Raw genomic sequence first — 14,114 nt, 5'->3', positions numbered from 1 at the left:
CACGGTCGCGCTGACCGTCGCCGGGATGAACGCACCGGCCGTGCTCGGCTTCGCCAACGCGCAGTACCACGACTACGTGATCAACCGTCCCGAGTACAAGGCCGAGTACGGCCACTGGCAGACCTTCGTCCTCCCCGCCGAGTTCCGGGTCAACGCCATCCATGCCAGCCTCCTGCGCACCGGAAAGGTGCTGATCATCGCCGGCTCCGGCAACGACCAGCGCAGCTTCGACGCGGGCAGCTTCAAGAGCGTGCTCTGGGACCCGGCCAGGAACACGTACAAGCTGGTCCCGACCCCGGCGGACATGTTCTGCGGAGGCCACACCGCGCTGCCCGACGGGCGACTGCTGGTGGCCGGCGGCACCCAGCGCTACGAGGCGCTGGACGGTGCGGTGAAGAAGGCGGCGGGCACCATGCGGGTGCGCAACGAGAACCCGGACGCGGCCCGGACCTTCCCGAAGGGCACCGTGTTCACGGCGCCGAACGGCCGCGAGTACGTGTCCACCGCCGAGGTGACCGTTCCGGCCGCGGTGAAGACCGGCGGCGGCGACCGGACCGTCGTGAAGGCCAGCGAGCAACACGTCTTCGTGGAGGCGGTGGCGCAGGGCACCGGGTACGTCGACAACTCCCCCGCCCAGTACGCGATCAAGGGCCTGAGCGGCGCCGAGGCCCGGAACCTCTACGGCATGGCCGACCGCATGACACTGGAGAAGCAGGACTTCCAGGGCATCCGCGCCGCCTTCGAGTTCAACCCGGACACCGAGCTCTACGAGCGGGTCACCGACATGGCGTACGCGCGCTGGTACCCGACCCTCACCGGGCTGGGGGACGGGCGGGTGGTCACCGTCTCGGGGCTGGACGACACGGGGCAGATCCTCAGCGGCAACGACAACGAGATCTACGACCCGGCGGACAAGAACTGGTCCAAAGCGCCCGACCGCTACTTCCCCACCTACCCGTCGATCTTCCTGACCGCCTCCGGCAAGCTCTTCTACTCCGGTTCCAACGCGGGCTACGGCCCGGCGGACAAGGGCCGCGAACCAGGGCTCTGGGACTTGAAGGACAACAGCTTCCAGCAGGTGCCGGGGCTTCGCGACCCCGCCCTCACGGAGACCTCGTCCTCGGTGCTGCTGCCGCCCGCCCAGGCGCAGAAGGTGATGGTGCTCGGCGGCGGGGGCGTCGGCGAGTCTCCGCTCTCCACCGCCCGCACCGACATCGCCGACCTCTCCGCCGCCAAGCCGGTCTTCGCCCCGGGCCCGGACCTGCCGGCCGGCGGCACCCGCTACCTCAACAGCGTGATCCTGCCCGACGACACCGTGTTCACCACCGGCGGTTCCAGCGACTACCGGGGCAAGCACAAGAGCGACCTGCTCAAGGCGCAGGTCTACCACCCGGACACCAACACCTTCACCACCGCCGCCGAGCCGACCGTCGGACGGGACTATCACTCCGAGGCGCTGCTGCTGCCGGACGGCCGGGTGGTCGTCCTCGGCTCCAACCCGCTCTTCGCCGACAAGGCCGACACCGAGCCGGGCACCTTCGAGCAGCGGATCGAGATCTACACGCCGCCGTACCTGTTCCACGGCGAGCGCCCGCAGCTGACCGACGCGCCGGCCGCCGCGAGGCTCGGCACGACCGTCACGGTGAAGTCCCCCAGGCCGGACGGGGTGGTCACCGCCAAGCTGGTCCGGCCGAGTTCGGTCACCCACGCGACCGACGTCGAGCAGCGGTCGGTCGCCCTGGACGTCGGCGCGCGCTCGGACGGCGGCGTCGCGCTCACCCTGCCCGGCAACCCGAACCTGCTACCGCCGGGCTGGTACATGCTGTTCGTGACGGACGGCTCCGGCACCCCGTCGGTGGCCCGCTGGATCAAGGTGACCCCGTAGCCGACCCGGCCCCGGGTGAGCGCACGGCCCGCCCCGAAGGCGCCGCCCCGCCGGCGCCGTACCGCCGGCGCCGTACCGCCGGCCCGGACGGGTCAGGCGCCCCCGCGCGCCAGCCCCAGGGCGTACGGCAGCCAGAACTCGCCCGCCCGGGGCTCGCCGCGGCCGCACTCGCCGTCGGACTCGCCGGGGTTCTTGATCCAGAGGTAGGCGTCGACGCCGGCCTTGCCGGTCTCGGTGGTGGGCGGTTCGCCGAGGGCGCGGCCGGGCGGGTTGCACCAGGCGTCGCCGCTGAGCGGGCCGTTGCCGTTGCGGCTGGTGTCGATCACGAAGTGCTTCCCGCCCAACGCGGTGGAGAGCTCCGTACCGTACGCCGCGCTCCGGTCGGTCCCGTAGAAGTTGGAGACGTTGACCGCGAAGCCGTCCGCCACCGCGACGCCGGACTTCCGCAGCGCGTCGGCCATCGCCGACGGGTCCTGCGCCCAGCCCGGGTTGCCCGCGTCCAGGTAGACACGCACCTGCGGGCGCTTCTTCAACTCCTGTACGGCGAAGGCCAGCAGGCCGTACCGCTCGGCGGCGGACGCGCCCTTCACCCCGCAGGAGTCGAGGGTGTGCGCCACGGCGTCCGGCTCCAGCACCACCCACGCCCTGCGGTCGCCCAGCGCCTCCGCCAAGCCGCTGATCCAGGAGCGGTAGGCGGCGGCGTCCGACGCACCGCCGGCCGAGTACTGGCCGCAGTCACGGTGCGGGATGTTGTAGACGACGAACACGGGCGTGCGGTCCACGGCGGCGGCCCGGCGGCCCACCTGCTCGACGATGCCCTTGGCCGCCTGGTCGCCGAGCCACTGCGAGGACGGCTGGGCGGCAATCTTCAGCAGCGTGTCGGCCTCGGCCGTCCGGCTCTGGCCGCGCAGGGCGACGAGCTGCTGGACGGCCGTGGTCTGGTCGGAGACGTAGAAGGTCTGCCCGGGCGGCTGGGCGAGCCCGGCGGCGGACGCCCCGCCGGAAGCGGCGCCCCCCGAGCCCGCCGAACCGGCCGTACCCCCCGAGCCGGTCGAACCCGCGCCGCCCGCCGCACCGGCCCCGGTGGACGCGGGCGCCGCGCCCGTACCGGAACCGCCGCCCGAACCCCCTGACGCACCACCGCCGTTGCACCCGGCAACGCCCGTCACCAGCCCCAGCAGTGCTGCCCCCACAGCCAGCCGGAACCCTGCTCCTCGCCCTACCCGGCGCACGTACCGCCCCTCCCAGACCCGGTCCGGCGACCCGGCCGGCACCCAGCTTCGCACACCGGGTACCGGCCGGCAGCCGAGGCCGGTGAACAGTGGGCAGCGACGGCGGGCAGACGAAGCGTCAGCCCGACGCGGTTGCGGTCGGCGTACGGTCAGCCCTGCTTCAGGTTCGGCACCTGCCAGTCGATCGGGTCGACGCCGAAGCCGTCCAGCGCCTCGTTGATCTGGGAGAACGGCCGGCTGCCGAAGAACAGCTTGGCCGAGAGCGGCGACGGGTGCGCGCCCTGGACCACCACGTGCTTGGAGGTGTCGATCAGCGGCAGCTTCTTCTTCGCGTAGTTGCCCCAGAGCACGAAGACCACCGGCTCCTCGCGCGCGCTCACCGCCTTGATCACCGCGTCGGTGAACTTCTCCCAGCCCTTGGCCTTGTGCGAGTTCGCCTCGTGCGCGCGCACCGTGAGCACCGCGTTGAGCAGCAGCACGCCCTGCTCGGCCCAGTGCATCAGGTAGCCGTTGTCCGGGGCCGGAATGCCGAGGTCGGCGTCCAGCTCCTTGAAGATGTTGCGCAGCGACGGCGGCGTCTTGGTGCCCGGCAGCACGGAGAAGCTCATGCCGTGGGCCTGGCCGTCGTCGTGGTACGGGTCCTGGCCGAGGACGAGCACGCGGACCTTCTCGTACGGGGTGGCCTCCAGCGCGGAGAACTCCTGCCCGCTCGGCGGGAAGATCTGGTGCTCCGCGCGCTCGGCCGCCACGAAGGCCGCCAGCTCGGCGAAGTACGGCTTCTCCGTCTCGCCGCCCAGCACCCCGCGCCAGGACTCGGGCAGCTCCAGCCCGGAACCCGCGCCGACCTCGACCGCTCCAGCCTCGCCCACGCCCGCCTCGACCGTGTCCGTCACGACATCAACCTCCCACCGGACGGCCGCTCACCGCCGCACCGCCCCGACCTCGGACGCACCACGACCTTGCGCCGCACGCCCTCTTTCCACACCGAACGCTACACAGCCCGACTGACACTTCACTCCGCCGGAGCCACCGGGGCCGCCGGGATCGCCTCAGTCACCGGGGCCGCCGGGATCGCCGGAGCCGCCTCGGTCACCGGGGTCGCCGGGGCCGCCTCGGCAGAGCGGACGGCCGCCCGCTCCACCCTCACGTGCTCGACCACGTTCAGCGCCACCAGCAGCACCGCCAGCGTCACCAGCACCGCGATCGCCGGCAGCCGCACCATCACCGGGGCCAGCCCGAGCACCACCACCGCCGCCACGATCCGCGTCGTCGACACCGCGCGGAACATCATCCACCGCGTGTAGCCGAAGGTCAGCAGGTAGAGCCCGCACCCCCCGTACAGCAGCGCCACCGAGCCCGCACCGAGCGCCCGCCGCGGGTCGGCCACCGTCTCGCCGAAGCCGACCGCGACCGCGATCACCCCGGCCACCAGTGCCAGGTGCCCGTACTGGAAGACCCGGCGGATCACGTCCCGGCGGGAGTCCGCGACGGCGACGGCGTGCCGCATGGCGTCCGCCGCGTAGACGAAGTACTGCCACCAGAGCCCGCAGGAGATGGTGAACGCCGCGGCCACCGCGACCAGTTCAGCGGCGTCGAGCCGGGCCCCGGCGGCCGTGGCGCCGATCCCGACGATCGACTCGCCGAGCGCCACCAGCAGGAACAGGGCGAACCGCTCCGGCATGTGCGACGGGTTGTACGACACCCTGGCCAGCCGGTTGCGGAACAGGACCGGTCCGGACAGGTCGCAGAGCGCCGCCAGCGCCCAGAGCACCAGCCGCGGCCCGTCCGGCAGCAGCCCGCCCACCAGCAGCAGCGGTCCGCTGACCAGCACCCCCACGCCGTACGGCCCGCGCCAGACGCCCGGAACGCGGATCAGCAGCACCAGCAGCACCACCCGGGCCGCCCAGTACCCGGCGCCCAGCAGCACGCCCCGGCCCTCGTAGGCGCCGGGCACCGCCAGCGCCATGAAGAGGCCGGCCAGGCCGACGGCGAGGATGCCCATCCGGTCCCGCGGGGTGTCCACGTCGCGGATGTTGGCCTGCACGGTGGTGCCGACCCAGCACCAGTAGACCGGCACGAACACCACGAGGGCCCGCACGACGCCGGTCCAGTCGTGGTGGTGGTGCAGCAGGCCGGACACCTGGGTGATCGCGAAGACGAAGACCAGGTCGAAGTAGAGCTCCGCCCACGTGACCCGTTTCTCGTCGGTGAACTGCTCGGTGAACCGCTCGGTGAACCGCTCCGGAGCCTGCTCGGCGGCCTCCCCGTTGGACTCCCCGTTGGACTCCTCCGAGGACGCCCCCGTGGACTGCTCGCCGGACTCCGCCGTCGTGCTCATCCGCCCCTCCCCTCCTCCGCACACGCAACAGCTGACCGAACACGCGGGCCCCACCCCGGCCGACGGCCAGGGCAGGGCCCGGAGAACGAGCTGTGGAGAGGCTAGACCAGCTCCACCAGGTCCGCGACCGAGTTGACCACCCGGGTCGGCCGGTACGGGAAGCGCTCCACGTCGGCCGCGGCGGTCAGACCGGTGAGCACCAGGATGGTCTCCATGCCGGCCTCCATGCCCGCCACGATGTCGGTGTCCATCCGGTCGCCGATCATGACGGCGGTCTCCGAGTGGGCGCCCGCCGTGTTCAGCGCCTCGCGCATCATCAGCGGGTTGGGCTTGCCGACGAAGTACGGCTCGACGCCGGTCGCCTTGGTGATCAGGGCCGCGACCGAACCGGTGGCCGGCAGCACGCCCTCGGTGGACGGGCCGGTCTCGTCCGGGTTGGTGCAGATGAAGCGGGCGCCCTGGTTGATCAGGCGGATCGCCTTGGTGAGCGCCTCGAAGCTGTAGGTGCGGGTCTCGCCGAGGACGACGTAGTCCGGGTTGTTGTCCGTCAGCACGTAACCGGCCTGGTACAGCGCGGTGGTGAGGCCCGCCTCACCGATCACGTACGCGGTGCCACCCGGGCGCTGGCCCTTGAGGAACTTGGCGGTGGCCAGGGCGGAGGTCCAGATGCACTCCTCCGGCACCTCCAGGCCCATGCCGGCCAGGCGGGCGCTGAGGTCGCGCGGGGTGTAGATCGAGTTGTTGGTCAGCACCAGGAACGGCTTGCCGGACTCCCGCAGCCGGCGCAGGAACTCCTCCGCGCCGGGGATCGGCGTGCCCTCGTGGATGAGGACGCCGTCCATGTCGGTCAGCCAGGACTCGATGGGCTTGCGGTCTGCCACGTGCGTGTCTCCCGAAGTCTTGCAAGGGTCTTGCTCTTGCAACGTCTAGCGATGGTCGTACGGAATCTGCGGCGCACCGCCGTCACCGTTGCGCCTCCCACCGGCCGGACCCTCCTCGGGACACCGGACCGCCGGGGGTACTGCTGGCTGCCCCAACGGGGCACAGCCTAATCCGCACACCAGGCCGACGGCAGTATGTCCCGCCCACCGAAACGGCCCCTCCGCTCTGACCGACCGCCACGCCACCACGCCACTACGCCGACGCACCGCCGCGCCGTCCCCTGGACCCCGGGGGCGGCGCGGCGACGTGCAGCGGTCACGCAGTCGCGACCTCGGACTCGGGCAGGGCGACGACCGGGAAGTCGATCTCGGTGCGGCCGACCGAGTTGAAGTAGTTGGTGAAGGTGTTCAGTGCGACCGCGCCGACGATCTCGCCGATCTCGCCGTCGCCGTAGCCGGCCGCCCGTACGATGTCGATCTCCTCGTCGGAGACGAAGCCCTTGCTGCGGATCACCGCACGGGCGAACCGCAGGGCGGCCGCCGCCTTGGGGTCCGCCGCCTGCGCGTGCCCGCCGGAGGCGAGGTCGGCCGGGCTGACGCCCGCCTTGGCGCCGAGCACGTGGTGGGCGGCGTAGCAGTAGTCGCAGGAGTTCTCGACGGCGGTGACCAGCGCGATCTGCTCGCGGAGGGCCGCGCCGAGCGTCCCCTTGGCGAGCGAGCCGCTGAAGGACAGGTACCCGTCGAGGACGGCGGGTGAGGTGGCCATCGCCCGCATCATGTTGGGCGTCACGCCGAGGGCCCGCTCGACCTTGTCGAGGAGGGCCTTGGCGGCGGGTTCGGCGGTGTCGGGGTTGACGGTGCCGAGTCGAGGCATGGCTGTGCTCCGTTTCGATGGGAAGTGGCCGGCGAAGGCGCCGGCAGGGTCAGACGGCAGAGGTGCAGGCAGAGCTGACGGACGGCCGACCACCGGGCGCCGTGGTTGAAGCCGCAGCACAGCCGCAGCGAGCCGAACCCCACGCTGCAGCCGCAGCCGCAGCCGCGCGCCGATGATTGGCACTGCCAACAGTCCGTTGGCAGTGCCAAATATAGTTGGCACTGCCTAGAATGCAAGAGCCGGATGCCGACGGAGCGCCGACGGAGAACCGGCAGGAGACCGACGGAGAACCGGCGGGGACCGACGGAGGCCGGCGAGAGCCGGCACAGCAACGCGCCGAGGAGGCCGGGTTCGGATGGCAGATCCACTGCCGGGGCTGTCCCCGAGCGAGCAGTTGCTGATCGGGCTGACCAGGCTCGGCCAGGCGGTCCGGCTGAGCACCTGGCACAACAGCGGCCCGACCAGGCTCACCCCGCTCCAGGCCGACATCCTGCTCCACCTCGCCGGCGACCCCCGGCCGCGCCGCCAGGGCGAGATCGTCACCGCACTCGCCTCCACCGCCCCCACCGTCAGCGACGCCGTACGCGCCCTGGCAGCCAAGGAACTGGTGGACCGTCAACGCGACCGCGCCGACACCCGGGCCGTCACCCTGACCCTCACCGAGGCCGGCCGCGCCGAGGCCGAACGGCTCACCGTCGTACCGCCGCCACTGCGCGAGGCACTCGACGCCCTCGGCGACGACACCGTCGCGGCCATGCTGCGCGGCGCCACGACGATGATCCGGGTGCTCCAGCAGCACCAGGCCATCCCGGTCTCCCGCACCTGCGTCACCTGCCGCTTCTACCGGCCCGACGCCCACCCCGAGAACCCGCGCGAACCGCACCACTGCGCCTTCGTCGACGCCCCGTTCGGCGACGGCCGGCTACGGCTCGACTGCCCCGACCACGAGCAGGCGGTGTTCCCCGAGCCGCCGTCCGATACCGGGACCAACCAGACACCGCGTGATTGAGTAGGGCGCATGAGCCCCTCCTCGTCCCCGCGCCCGCCCCGCCACCACGACGGCCCCTGCCGCGTCGGCCTGATCGGCTACGGCCTGGCCGGCTCCGCCTTCCACGCCCCGCTGATCGCCACCACCCCCGGGCTCCGGCTGGACGCGGTGGTCACCGCCAACCCCGACCGCCGCGAGCAGCTGCACCGGGAACACCCCGGCGCCCGCGCCGTGGACACCCCCGAGCAGCTGCTCTCCGACCCGGACGCGCTCGACCTGGTCGTCATCGCCTCCCCCAACCGCACCCACGTCCCGCTCGCCCGGGCCGCGCTGCGCGCCGGGCTGGCCACCGTCGTCGACAAGCCGCTGGCCGCCACCGCCGACGACGCGCTGGAGCTCTGCACGCTGGCCGAGTCCAGCGGCGTCCTGCTCTCCGTCTTCCAGAACCGCCGCTGGGACGGCGACTTCCTCACCGCCGCCCGCCTGGTCCGCGAGGGCGCGCTCGGCCGGGTGCACCGCTTCGAGTCCCGTTTCGAGCGGTTCCGGCCCAAGCCCAAGGCAGGCTGGCGCGAACTGGCCGACCCCGCCGAGGTCGGCGGCACCCTGTACGACCTGGGCAGTCACCTGGTTGACCAGGCACTCACCCTGTTCGGCCCGGTGGAGACCGTGTACGCGGAGATCGACGTCCGCCGGGACGGCGCAGTGGTCGACGACGACGCCTTCCTCGCACTCACCCACGCCTCCGGCACCCGCTCGCACCTGTGGACCAGCGCCATCACCCCGCTGGCCGGCCCCCGGCTGCGGGTGCTCGGCGACACCGCCGGCTACGTGAAGTCCGGCATGGACCCGCAGGAGGCGGACCTGCGCGCCGGCCACCGGCCGGACGGCACCCGCCCCTGGGGATCCGACGAGCCCGCCCTCTACGGCACCCTGGGCACCGACGAGTCCGCCACGCCGATCCCCACCGACCCGGGCGACTACCCCGCCTTCTACGCGGGCGTCGCCGCCGCCCTGGCCGATCCCGGTACCCCGCCCCCGGTCGACCCGCGCGACGCCGTCGCCACCCTCGCCGTGCTGGAGGCCGCCCGCACCTCGGCCGCCACGGGCACGACCGTCCGGCTGGGCTGAGAGCCCCGGCTCCCCGGGGTCCGGGCCCCGGAGAGCCGGGCAGGCCGCCGACCGGGTCGAGCAGGACGGTGCGGGGCCGTCGCCCCCGGCTGACGTCCCCGGTCAGATGCCGATGATCTCCACCGCCGAGCTCAGCCCGCGGAAGTCCGCGACGTTGCGGGTGTAGAGCGGCAGCCCGTGCGCGGAGGCGACGGCGGCGATCATCAGGTCGATCCGGCGTGGGCGTGGCTGACGGCCGGCGGCGATGGTCAGCGTGACCAGCGTCCCGTACCGGGCGGCGGCCGCCGCGTCGAACGGCAGCGGGTCGAAGTCCGCCATCGCCGCCCCCAGCACCTCCAGCCGCGCCGCCCGGCTGATCGGGTCGCGCGCCATCGAGACGCCCTGCTGCAACTCGGCGAAGGTGATCGCGGTCAGCTCGGGCACGGCCGGCAGATCGGCCGGGTTGAGCAGCGCCAGGTCGATGTAGACACAGGTGTCCAGTACCCCGGCCGGCCGCCGCCGGGACGCCCTGCGCCGCTCAGCCACGCCGCCGCTCGAAGGGGTCGTCGTCCGCGCCCCCGACCAGTTCCTCGGGACCGAAGTACTCCTCGGCCTCCTTGCGCATCTGCTGGTAGTCGACCCGCGGCAGCTTCACGTGCCGCGCCACCAGCTCCTCCGCGGTGAGCCGCCGGCGCCCCGCCACCGGCCGCAGCTCCGCGACCTCGACCCCGTTCCTGGTGATGTGGAAGGTCTCCCCCGCCTCCACCGCATCCATCACCGCGGCGGAGTTGTTCCGGAACTCCCGCTGGGTAATCGTCTTCATCCCTCCAAGGTAGCCCCGCGTAGCACCTCTGGCTACGGCGTGCGCAGCCGGTCCGCGCCCCCTCTTCCACGACCTCCTCCACGACCCTCACGCGGCGGGCCCCGGAGGCCGTACCATCGTCGTCAACGGCCGATGCCGGTCACCGGAGAGAGCGGAGAGGAGCGCACCGTGGGGTTCGTCGCGATGCTGCTCGGGCTGCTCCGGGTGCTGACCGGGGAGGCGCTCGCCGAGGGCGGGTCGCTGACGTCGGTGGCGGCTGCGGCCGCCGTGGTGCTGCTGGCCGGGGCAGTGGCGGGGACGATGGTCGTCGCCCGGCTGCTCGGCGCGCGGGCACCGGCCTCCGTACGGGACGGGACGCTGCGCAGGCACGCGTTCCGGACGGCGTTCCTCCCGCAGCGCGATCCGGACGCCAGGGGCAGGCGACGCCCCAGGGCGCCGGGGGCGGCCCTGACGGCCGCCTAGTTCCGCCTGCTCCTGCCTCGAAAAACAGGGCCGTTGAACGCGGCCGTCCTCCGTAGACCACTCATGTCCTGAGACGCTGAGACCCCGGAGGGCTCGCTCCACCATGTCCCTTTTCGCACTCCTCGACCCGGCCGTCGGCCTGGCCCACGACGTCGTCGCCGCCCTCGCCCAGCTGCTGCCCACCGCGCTGGCGATCGTCCTGTTCACCGTCTGCGTCCGCCTCGCCCTGCACCCGCTGGCCCGGGCGGCGGCGCGCGGCGAGAAGGCGCGCGCGCGGCTCGCGCCGAAGGTCGCCGAGCTGAACCGCAAGCACAAGGGGAAGCCGGAGAAGCTCCAGGCCGCGCTCGCCGAGATGTACAAGGAGGAGAAGGCCTCGCCGTTCGCCGGCTGCCTGCCGATGCTGGTGCAGATCCCCTTCTTCTCGGTGATGTACCGGCTCTTCACCACCCCGAACGACCTGCTCGGCCACACCCTGTTCGGCGTCCCGCTCGGCCTGCACGTGGGCGGCGCGCAGGACGTGGCGCAGTGGGTGGTCTTCGGCGTGCTCTACGCGGGGCTGGCCGCGGTGGGGTACGTCAACTTCCGGCGGGCCCGCCGGGCGCAGGCCGCCGCCCCGCAGCCGGCCGCGCAGCCCGGGCTGTCGTTCCTGCCGTACCTGTCCTTCGGCACGGTGCTGTTCGCCGCGCTGGTGCCGCTGGCCGCCGCCGTCTACCTGCTGACCACGTCCGCCTGGTCGGCCGCCGAGCGCGCCTGGCTGCACCGGGGTTCCGAGGTGCCGGCGATGCCCGCGCTGGTCTGAGGCCCCGGCGCCGCCCGGCGGGCGGGGTGCGCCGGTACCGCATGGCGGGCGGTGCGCCGGTCAGGACTCCTCGAAGTCCCAGACGTACACCGCATGGCCCGGCGCCGGTTCGCCGCCCGCACCGCGGTAGGTGGCGCGGGCGGCCGTGTTCTCCTCCTCGGTCACCGTCCACAGGCCGTGGCAGCCGCGCTCGCGGGACAGCTCCACGAGCGCGGCCGTCAGGGCCCGGCCGATGCCGCGGCCCCGGAACGGCTCGTCCACGCCCAGCTCGTAGAGGAACAGTTCGGTGCCCTTGTCCGGGTGGGTCATCTCGACCCCGGTGACTATGCCCGCCGGGACGCCGTCGACGTAGGCGATCAGCAGGTGGTGGCGGTCGTCGGCGAGGAAGCGTGCCGTCGCCTCCGGCAGCGGGGGGCTGTCGAAGAGGTGTCCGGCGGCCAGAACCTCGGCGGCCCGGGTAACACGGCGGATCTCCATACCCGGAATCGAAGCCCCGGCCCGAGCAGCGGTCAAGGCAGGTCGTAGCCTGTGCTGATCGTTCTGGTCCGGCCGGACAGGTGGAGGAATTCGTGAAGGTCGCTGCCCCGGCGTTGGCCGAGCTGCGGGAGGTCTGCCAGCCGCAGGCCAAGCTGCAGAGCCGCAACGGCGAGCACTGGGCGGGCCGCCTGTACATGCGGGCGATCTCGCTGCGGACGACGCGGCAGCTGGTGCGGACGTCCGTCTCGCCGAACACCCTGACCTGGGTGATGGTGGTCTGCGGCGTCGGCGCCGGGGCCGCCCTGCTGATCCCCGGGCTGACGGGCGCGGTGCTGGCGGCGGTGCTGTTCCAGGGCTTCCTGCTGTTCGACTGCGTCGACGGCGAGGTGGCTCGGTGGAAGCGGCAGTTCAGCACGGCCGGCGTGTACGTCGACCGGCTCGGCGCCTACCTGGCCGACGCGGCGCTGATGATCGGGGCCGGTGTGCGGGCGGCGCGTGGCGGCTCGGAGCTGTGGGTGTCGGTCGGGCTGGCGACGGCGCTCGGCGTGGTACTGCTCAAAGCGTCGACGGACCTGGTGGACGTGGCCCGGGCCCGCAGCGGTCTCCTGCCGGCCGACGAGGAGTCGACCCAGCCGCGTTCGCAGGGCATCGCGACGGCCCGCCGGCTCGCCTCGATCTTCAAGATCCACCGGGTGACCAACGGCATCGAGGCCTCGCTCGTGCTGCTGGCCACGGCGGTCGCGGACGCCGCGGTCGGGAACATCGGCCCGACCCGGATCGCCCTCGCCGCCATCGCGGTGATCACCTGGGGCATGGTCGTCGCCCACCTCGCGTCGATCCTCTCCTCCTCGCGCCTGCGCTGAGCCGTCGAGAAGGAACCGGCACGGTCCCACTCGGCGTGACCGGTTCGGGTGGCACCCTGCCACCGGAACCGGGGGGACGAGACATGGAGACATCAGAGCGTCCGGAGCGCGCAGCCGCCGACCGGGGCAGCTGCGGCCGGTACCTCCTCGCTCCCGCACTGGCCGCCGTCGGCGCGGTCGTCGGCACCCGGATGACGGTCCGGGCCTGGAACGACTGCCCGCTCGGGAACAACGTCAGCAACACCATCGGCCTGCAGTTCGGGACGGTGCCGACGGTATGGCTGACGATGACCGTCGCCCTCGCACTGCTCCAGGCCCTCCTGGGCAGGCACCCGCTCCCCGGCGGCCGGACCGTCGAGCTGCTGGCACCGGTGGTCGCAGCCGTCGTGCTGACGGCGCTGTACCGAGCGGGGATGAACTGGCCCCACATCCAGCCCGACGGAGGCTGCTTCGAGGGCTATCCGCTCTTCCCCTTCACCGGGAAGGTCGGCCCGCACACGAGTCCGTAGCCGTGAGCCCGGCGGCCGGCGATGCGATGTCGCACCCCGTCGAAGCGGTCGCGCCCGGTCCGGACGGGGCGCGACCCGCTGCTTCGTCGTTCAGGAGGATATGCCGAGCCGCTCGACCTTGGCGGGGCGGTCGTGCCTGCCGCCCTGCTCACGGTCGACGGCGTTGAGCGCGTCGGTCCGCACCTGGCAGACGGCGCCGACGACCGCCGCGAGGATGACGAGGATCAGGAGACCGAGCACGGCGGCATCCGGGCCGGGGTGGAGGTGCGGTTCACGCGGCGGCGTCCAGCGTGAGGTGGGCCGCCGGGCGAGGTGCCAGCGCGTGAGCTGGTCCTTTTCCCAGCGGCCTCCTCCCGAACCCGTCGTGCGACGTTAATCGCAACGGGCTCTCCAGTGACTTCCGTGAGGTGTGTTTGCGCAGTCAACGTGGATGCCGTCATGGCAGGTTGGACAGACCACGAGGGTCTTCCGCCGTCTCCTGGCCATGAGGGCGGCCCAGTTGGGTTGTCCCTGCCCGAAGAGGTCGAGGTCAGCGAGCTTGCGGATCTGGTGGACCGCGATGTTGTCGGTCGCTCCGCAGAGCTCGCAGAACCCGGCCAACAGCCTTTTGACCAGCTCGCGTTGGCGTGGCGCGGAGACTGCTTGGGCGGGGTCGCGGTCTTTGAGGACCGCGTCCTTTCTGCGTCGGAGTGGGATTCCGCCGAACCGGGCGACCAGTGGCCTGCTGCTCGGGGCACGGGCGAGACTGACCTGGAGGCACTTGCGTGGCCCAGCCGGGGAGTCGATGGTGGCCTTGTACTTGCGGGCCATCTTCGACACGGTCGAGCGGTGCTTGTCCGCCAGGGAGCACAGCAGCGAGGACTGCATGACCCAGTG

At 72.7% G+C, this 14,114-nt stretch carries 16 protein-coding genes; 7 read left to right on the top strand and 9 right to left on the bottom strand.

Features of this window, described 5'->3' with window-relative positions; translation table 11 throughout:
- The first annotated feature begins 25 nt into the window (after positions 1-25).
- Positions 26-1,885 carry a galactose oxidase-like domain-containing protein gene (locus tag C2142_RS24895; protein ID WP_148645884.1) on the top strand — a complete coding sequence of 620 codons (1,860 nt, stop codon included), beginning with the start codon at positions 26-28 and terminating at the stop codon, positions 1,883-1,885.
- Between the two features lie 92 nt (positions 1,886-1,977).
- Here C2142_RS24895 and C2142_RS24890 read toward each other — a convergent pair whose 3' ends face one another.
- The 5 genes from C2142_RS24890 to C2142_RS24870 form a co-directional block, all read right to left on the bottom strand.
- The gene (locus C2142_RS24890) at positions 1,978-3,078 is read right to left on the bottom strand and encodes a glycoside hydrolase family 6 protein (RefSeq protein WP_241002757.1); all 1,101 of its coding nucleotides are present in this window, start codon (positions 3,076-3,078) and stop codon (positions 1,978-1,980) included.
- Positions 3,079-3,266: 188 nt separating this feature from the next.
- Complete coding sequence (locus tag C2142_RS24885) at positions 3,267-3,944, bottom strand: uracil-DNA glycosylase (RefSeq protein ID WP_148645882.1); 678 nt, start codon at positions 3,942-3,944, stop codon at positions 3,267-3,269.
- Between the two features lie 185 nt (positions 3,945-4,129).
- Positions 4,130-5,455, bottom strand: a complete 1,326-nt coding sequence (locus C2142_RS24880; protein WP_148645023.1) for a low temperature requirement protein A — start codon at positions 5,453-5,455, stop codon at positions 4,130-4,132.
- 101 nt (positions 5,456-5,556) lie between these two features.
- Complete coding sequence (locus C2142_RS24875) at positions 5,557-6,336, bottom strand: HAD-IIA family hydrolase (protein ID WP_148645022.1); 780 nt, start codon at positions 6,334-6,336, stop codon at positions 5,557-5,559.
- A gap of 316 nt (positions 6,337-6,652) precedes the next feature.
- Entirely contained in the window at positions 6,653-7,210 is a 558-nt protein-coding gene (locus tag C2142_RS24870; protein ID WP_148645021.1) for a carboxymuconolactone decarboxylase family protein, read from the bottom strand.
- A gap of 355 nt (positions 7,211-7,565) precedes the next feature.
- On the opposite strand from C2142_RS24870, the gene C2142_RS24865 reads away from it, so the two are divergent.
- Both C2142_RS24865 and C2142_RS24860 read left to right on the top strand, forming a co-directional pair.
- Entirely contained in the window at positions 7,566-8,219 is a 654-nt protein-coding gene (locus C2142_RS24865) for a MarR family winged helix-turn-helix transcriptional regulator (protein WP_148645020.1), read from the top strand.
- A 9-nt stretch (positions 8,220-8,228) separates the two neighbouring features.
- Positions 8,229-9,326, top strand: coding sequence for a Gfo/Idh/MocA family oxidoreductase (locus tag C2142_RS24860; RefSeq protein WP_148645019.1), 1,098 nt, complete (start codon positions 8,229-8,231; stop codon positions 9,324-9,326).
- A 102-nt stretch (positions 9,327-9,428) separates the two neighbouring features.
- On the opposite strand, the gene C2142_RS24855 is transcribed toward C2142_RS24860, so the two are convergent.
- On the bottom strand, positions 9,429-9,851 hold the full coding sequence (locus C2142_RS24855; protein WP_148645018.1) for a type II toxin-antitoxin system VapC family toxin: 423 nt from the start codon (positions 9,849-9,851) through the stop codon (positions 9,429-9,431).
- Positions 9,844-10,128: a type II toxin-antitoxin system prevent-host-death family antitoxin gene (locus C2142_RS24850; RefSeq protein WP_148645017.1), complete on the bottom strand. Its 285-nt coding sequence runs from the start codon at positions 10,126-10,128 to the stop codon at positions 9,844-9,846. The genes C2142_RS24855 and C2142_RS24850 overlap by 8 nt, the downstream gene beginning before the upstream one ends.
- Positions 10,129-10,311: 183 nt before the next feature.
- Here C2142_RS24850 and C2142_RS24845 point away from each other — a divergent pair, with 183 nt between their 5' ends.
- Together C2142_RS24845 and C2142_RS24840 are read left to right on the top strand one after the other, a co-directional pair.
- Positions 10,312-10,590: a DUF6412 domain-containing protein gene (locus tag C2142_RS24845; protein WP_174315772.1), complete on the top strand. Its 279-nt coding sequence runs from the start codon at positions 10,312-10,314 to the stop codon at positions 10,588-10,590.
- 103 nt (positions 10,591-10,693) lie between these two features.
- Entirely contained in the window at positions 10,694-11,389 is a 696-nt protein-coding gene (locus C2142_RS24840) for a YidC/Oxa1 family membrane protein insertase (RefSeq protein WP_148645015.1), read from the top strand.
- 60 nt (positions 11,390-11,449) lie between these two features.
- Here the strand turns inward: C2142_RS24840 and C2142_RS24835 are convergent, their stop codons facing one another.
- Positions 11,450-11,866: a GNAT family N-acetyltransferase gene (locus tag C2142_RS24835; protein WP_148645014.1), complete on the bottom strand. Its 417-nt coding sequence runs from the start codon at positions 11,864-11,866 to the stop codon at positions 11,450-11,452.
- Between the two features lie 92 nt (positions 11,867-11,958).
- On the opposite strand from C2142_RS24835, the gene C2142_RS24830 reads away from it, so the two are divergent.
- A complete protein-coding gene (locus tag C2142_RS24830) occupies positions 11,959-12,729 on the top strand; it encodes a CDP-alcohol phosphatidyltransferase family protein (RefSeq protein WP_241002756.1) in 771 nt (256 codons plus the stop codon).
- An 83-nt stretch (positions 12,730-12,812) separates the two neighbouring features.
- The gene (locus tag C2142_RS24825; protein WP_148645013.1) at positions 12,813-13,238 is read left to right on the top strand and encodes a hypothetical protein; all 426 of its coding nucleotides are present in this window, start codon (positions 12,813-12,815) and stop codon (positions 13,236-13,238) included.
- A gap of 90 nt (positions 13,239-13,328) precedes the next feature.
- Here C2142_RS24825 and C2142_RS24820 read toward each other — a convergent pair whose 3' ends face one another.
- On the bottom strand, positions 13,329-13,478 hold the full coding sequence (locus tag C2142_RS24820; RefSeq protein ID WP_153882816.1) for a hypothetical protein: 150 nt from the start codon (positions 13,476-13,478) through the stop codon (positions 13,329-13,331).
- Positions 13,479-14,114: the final 636 nt, after the last annotated feature.

The sequence above is a fragment of the Streptomyces sp. CB01881 genome, assembly GCF_002953255.1.
GTDB lineage: Bacteria > Actinomycetota > Actinomycetes > Streptomycetales > Streptomycetaceae > Kitasatospora.
This window is presented reverse-complemented; position numbering and strand designations above follow the sequence as displayed.

Bases quoted from the DNA above. Each gene is read 5' to 3' on its own strand.
- C2142_RS24895 (WP_148645884.1), top strand. From the start codon at position 26: ATGAACGCACCGGCCGTGCTCGGCTTCGCCAACGCGCAGTACCACGAC.
- C2142_RS24880 (WP_148645023.1), bottom strand. From the start codon at position 5,455: ATGAGCACGACGGCGGAGTCCGGCGAGCAGTCCACGGGGGCGTCCTCG.
- C2142_RS24870 (WP_148645021.1), bottom strand. From the start codon at position 7,210: ATGCCTCGACTCGGCACCGTCAACCCCGACACCGCCGAACCCGCCGCC.
- C2142_RS24865 (WP_148645020.1), top strand. From the start codon at position 7,566: ATGGCAGATCCACTGCCGGGGCTGTCCCCGAGCGAGCAGTTGCTGATC.
- C2142_RS24860 (WP_148645019.1), top strand. From the start codon at position 8,229: ATGAGCCCCTCCTCGTCCCCGCGCCCGCCCCGCCACCACGACGGCCCC.
- C2142_RS24850 (WP_148645017.1), bottom strand. From the start codon at position 10,128: ATGAAGACGATTACCCAGCGGGAGTTCCGGAACAACTCCGCCGCGGTG.
- C2142_RS24845 (WP_174315772.1), top strand. From the start codon at position 10,312: ATGCTGCTCGGGCTGCTCCGGGTGCTGACCGGGGAGGCGCTCGCCGAG.
- C2142_RS24840 (WP_148645015.1), top strand. From the start codon at position 10,694: ATGTCCCTTTTCGCACTCCTCGACCCGGCCGTCGGCCTGGCCCACGAC.
- C2142_RS24835 (WP_148645014.1), bottom strand. From the start codon at position 11,866: ATGGAGATCCGCCGTGTTACCCGGGCCGCCGAGGTTCTGGCCGCCGGA.
- C2142_RS24825 (WP_148645013.1), top strand. From the start codon at position 12,813: ATGGAGACATCAGAGCGTCCGGAGCGCGCAGCCGCCGACCGGGGCAGC.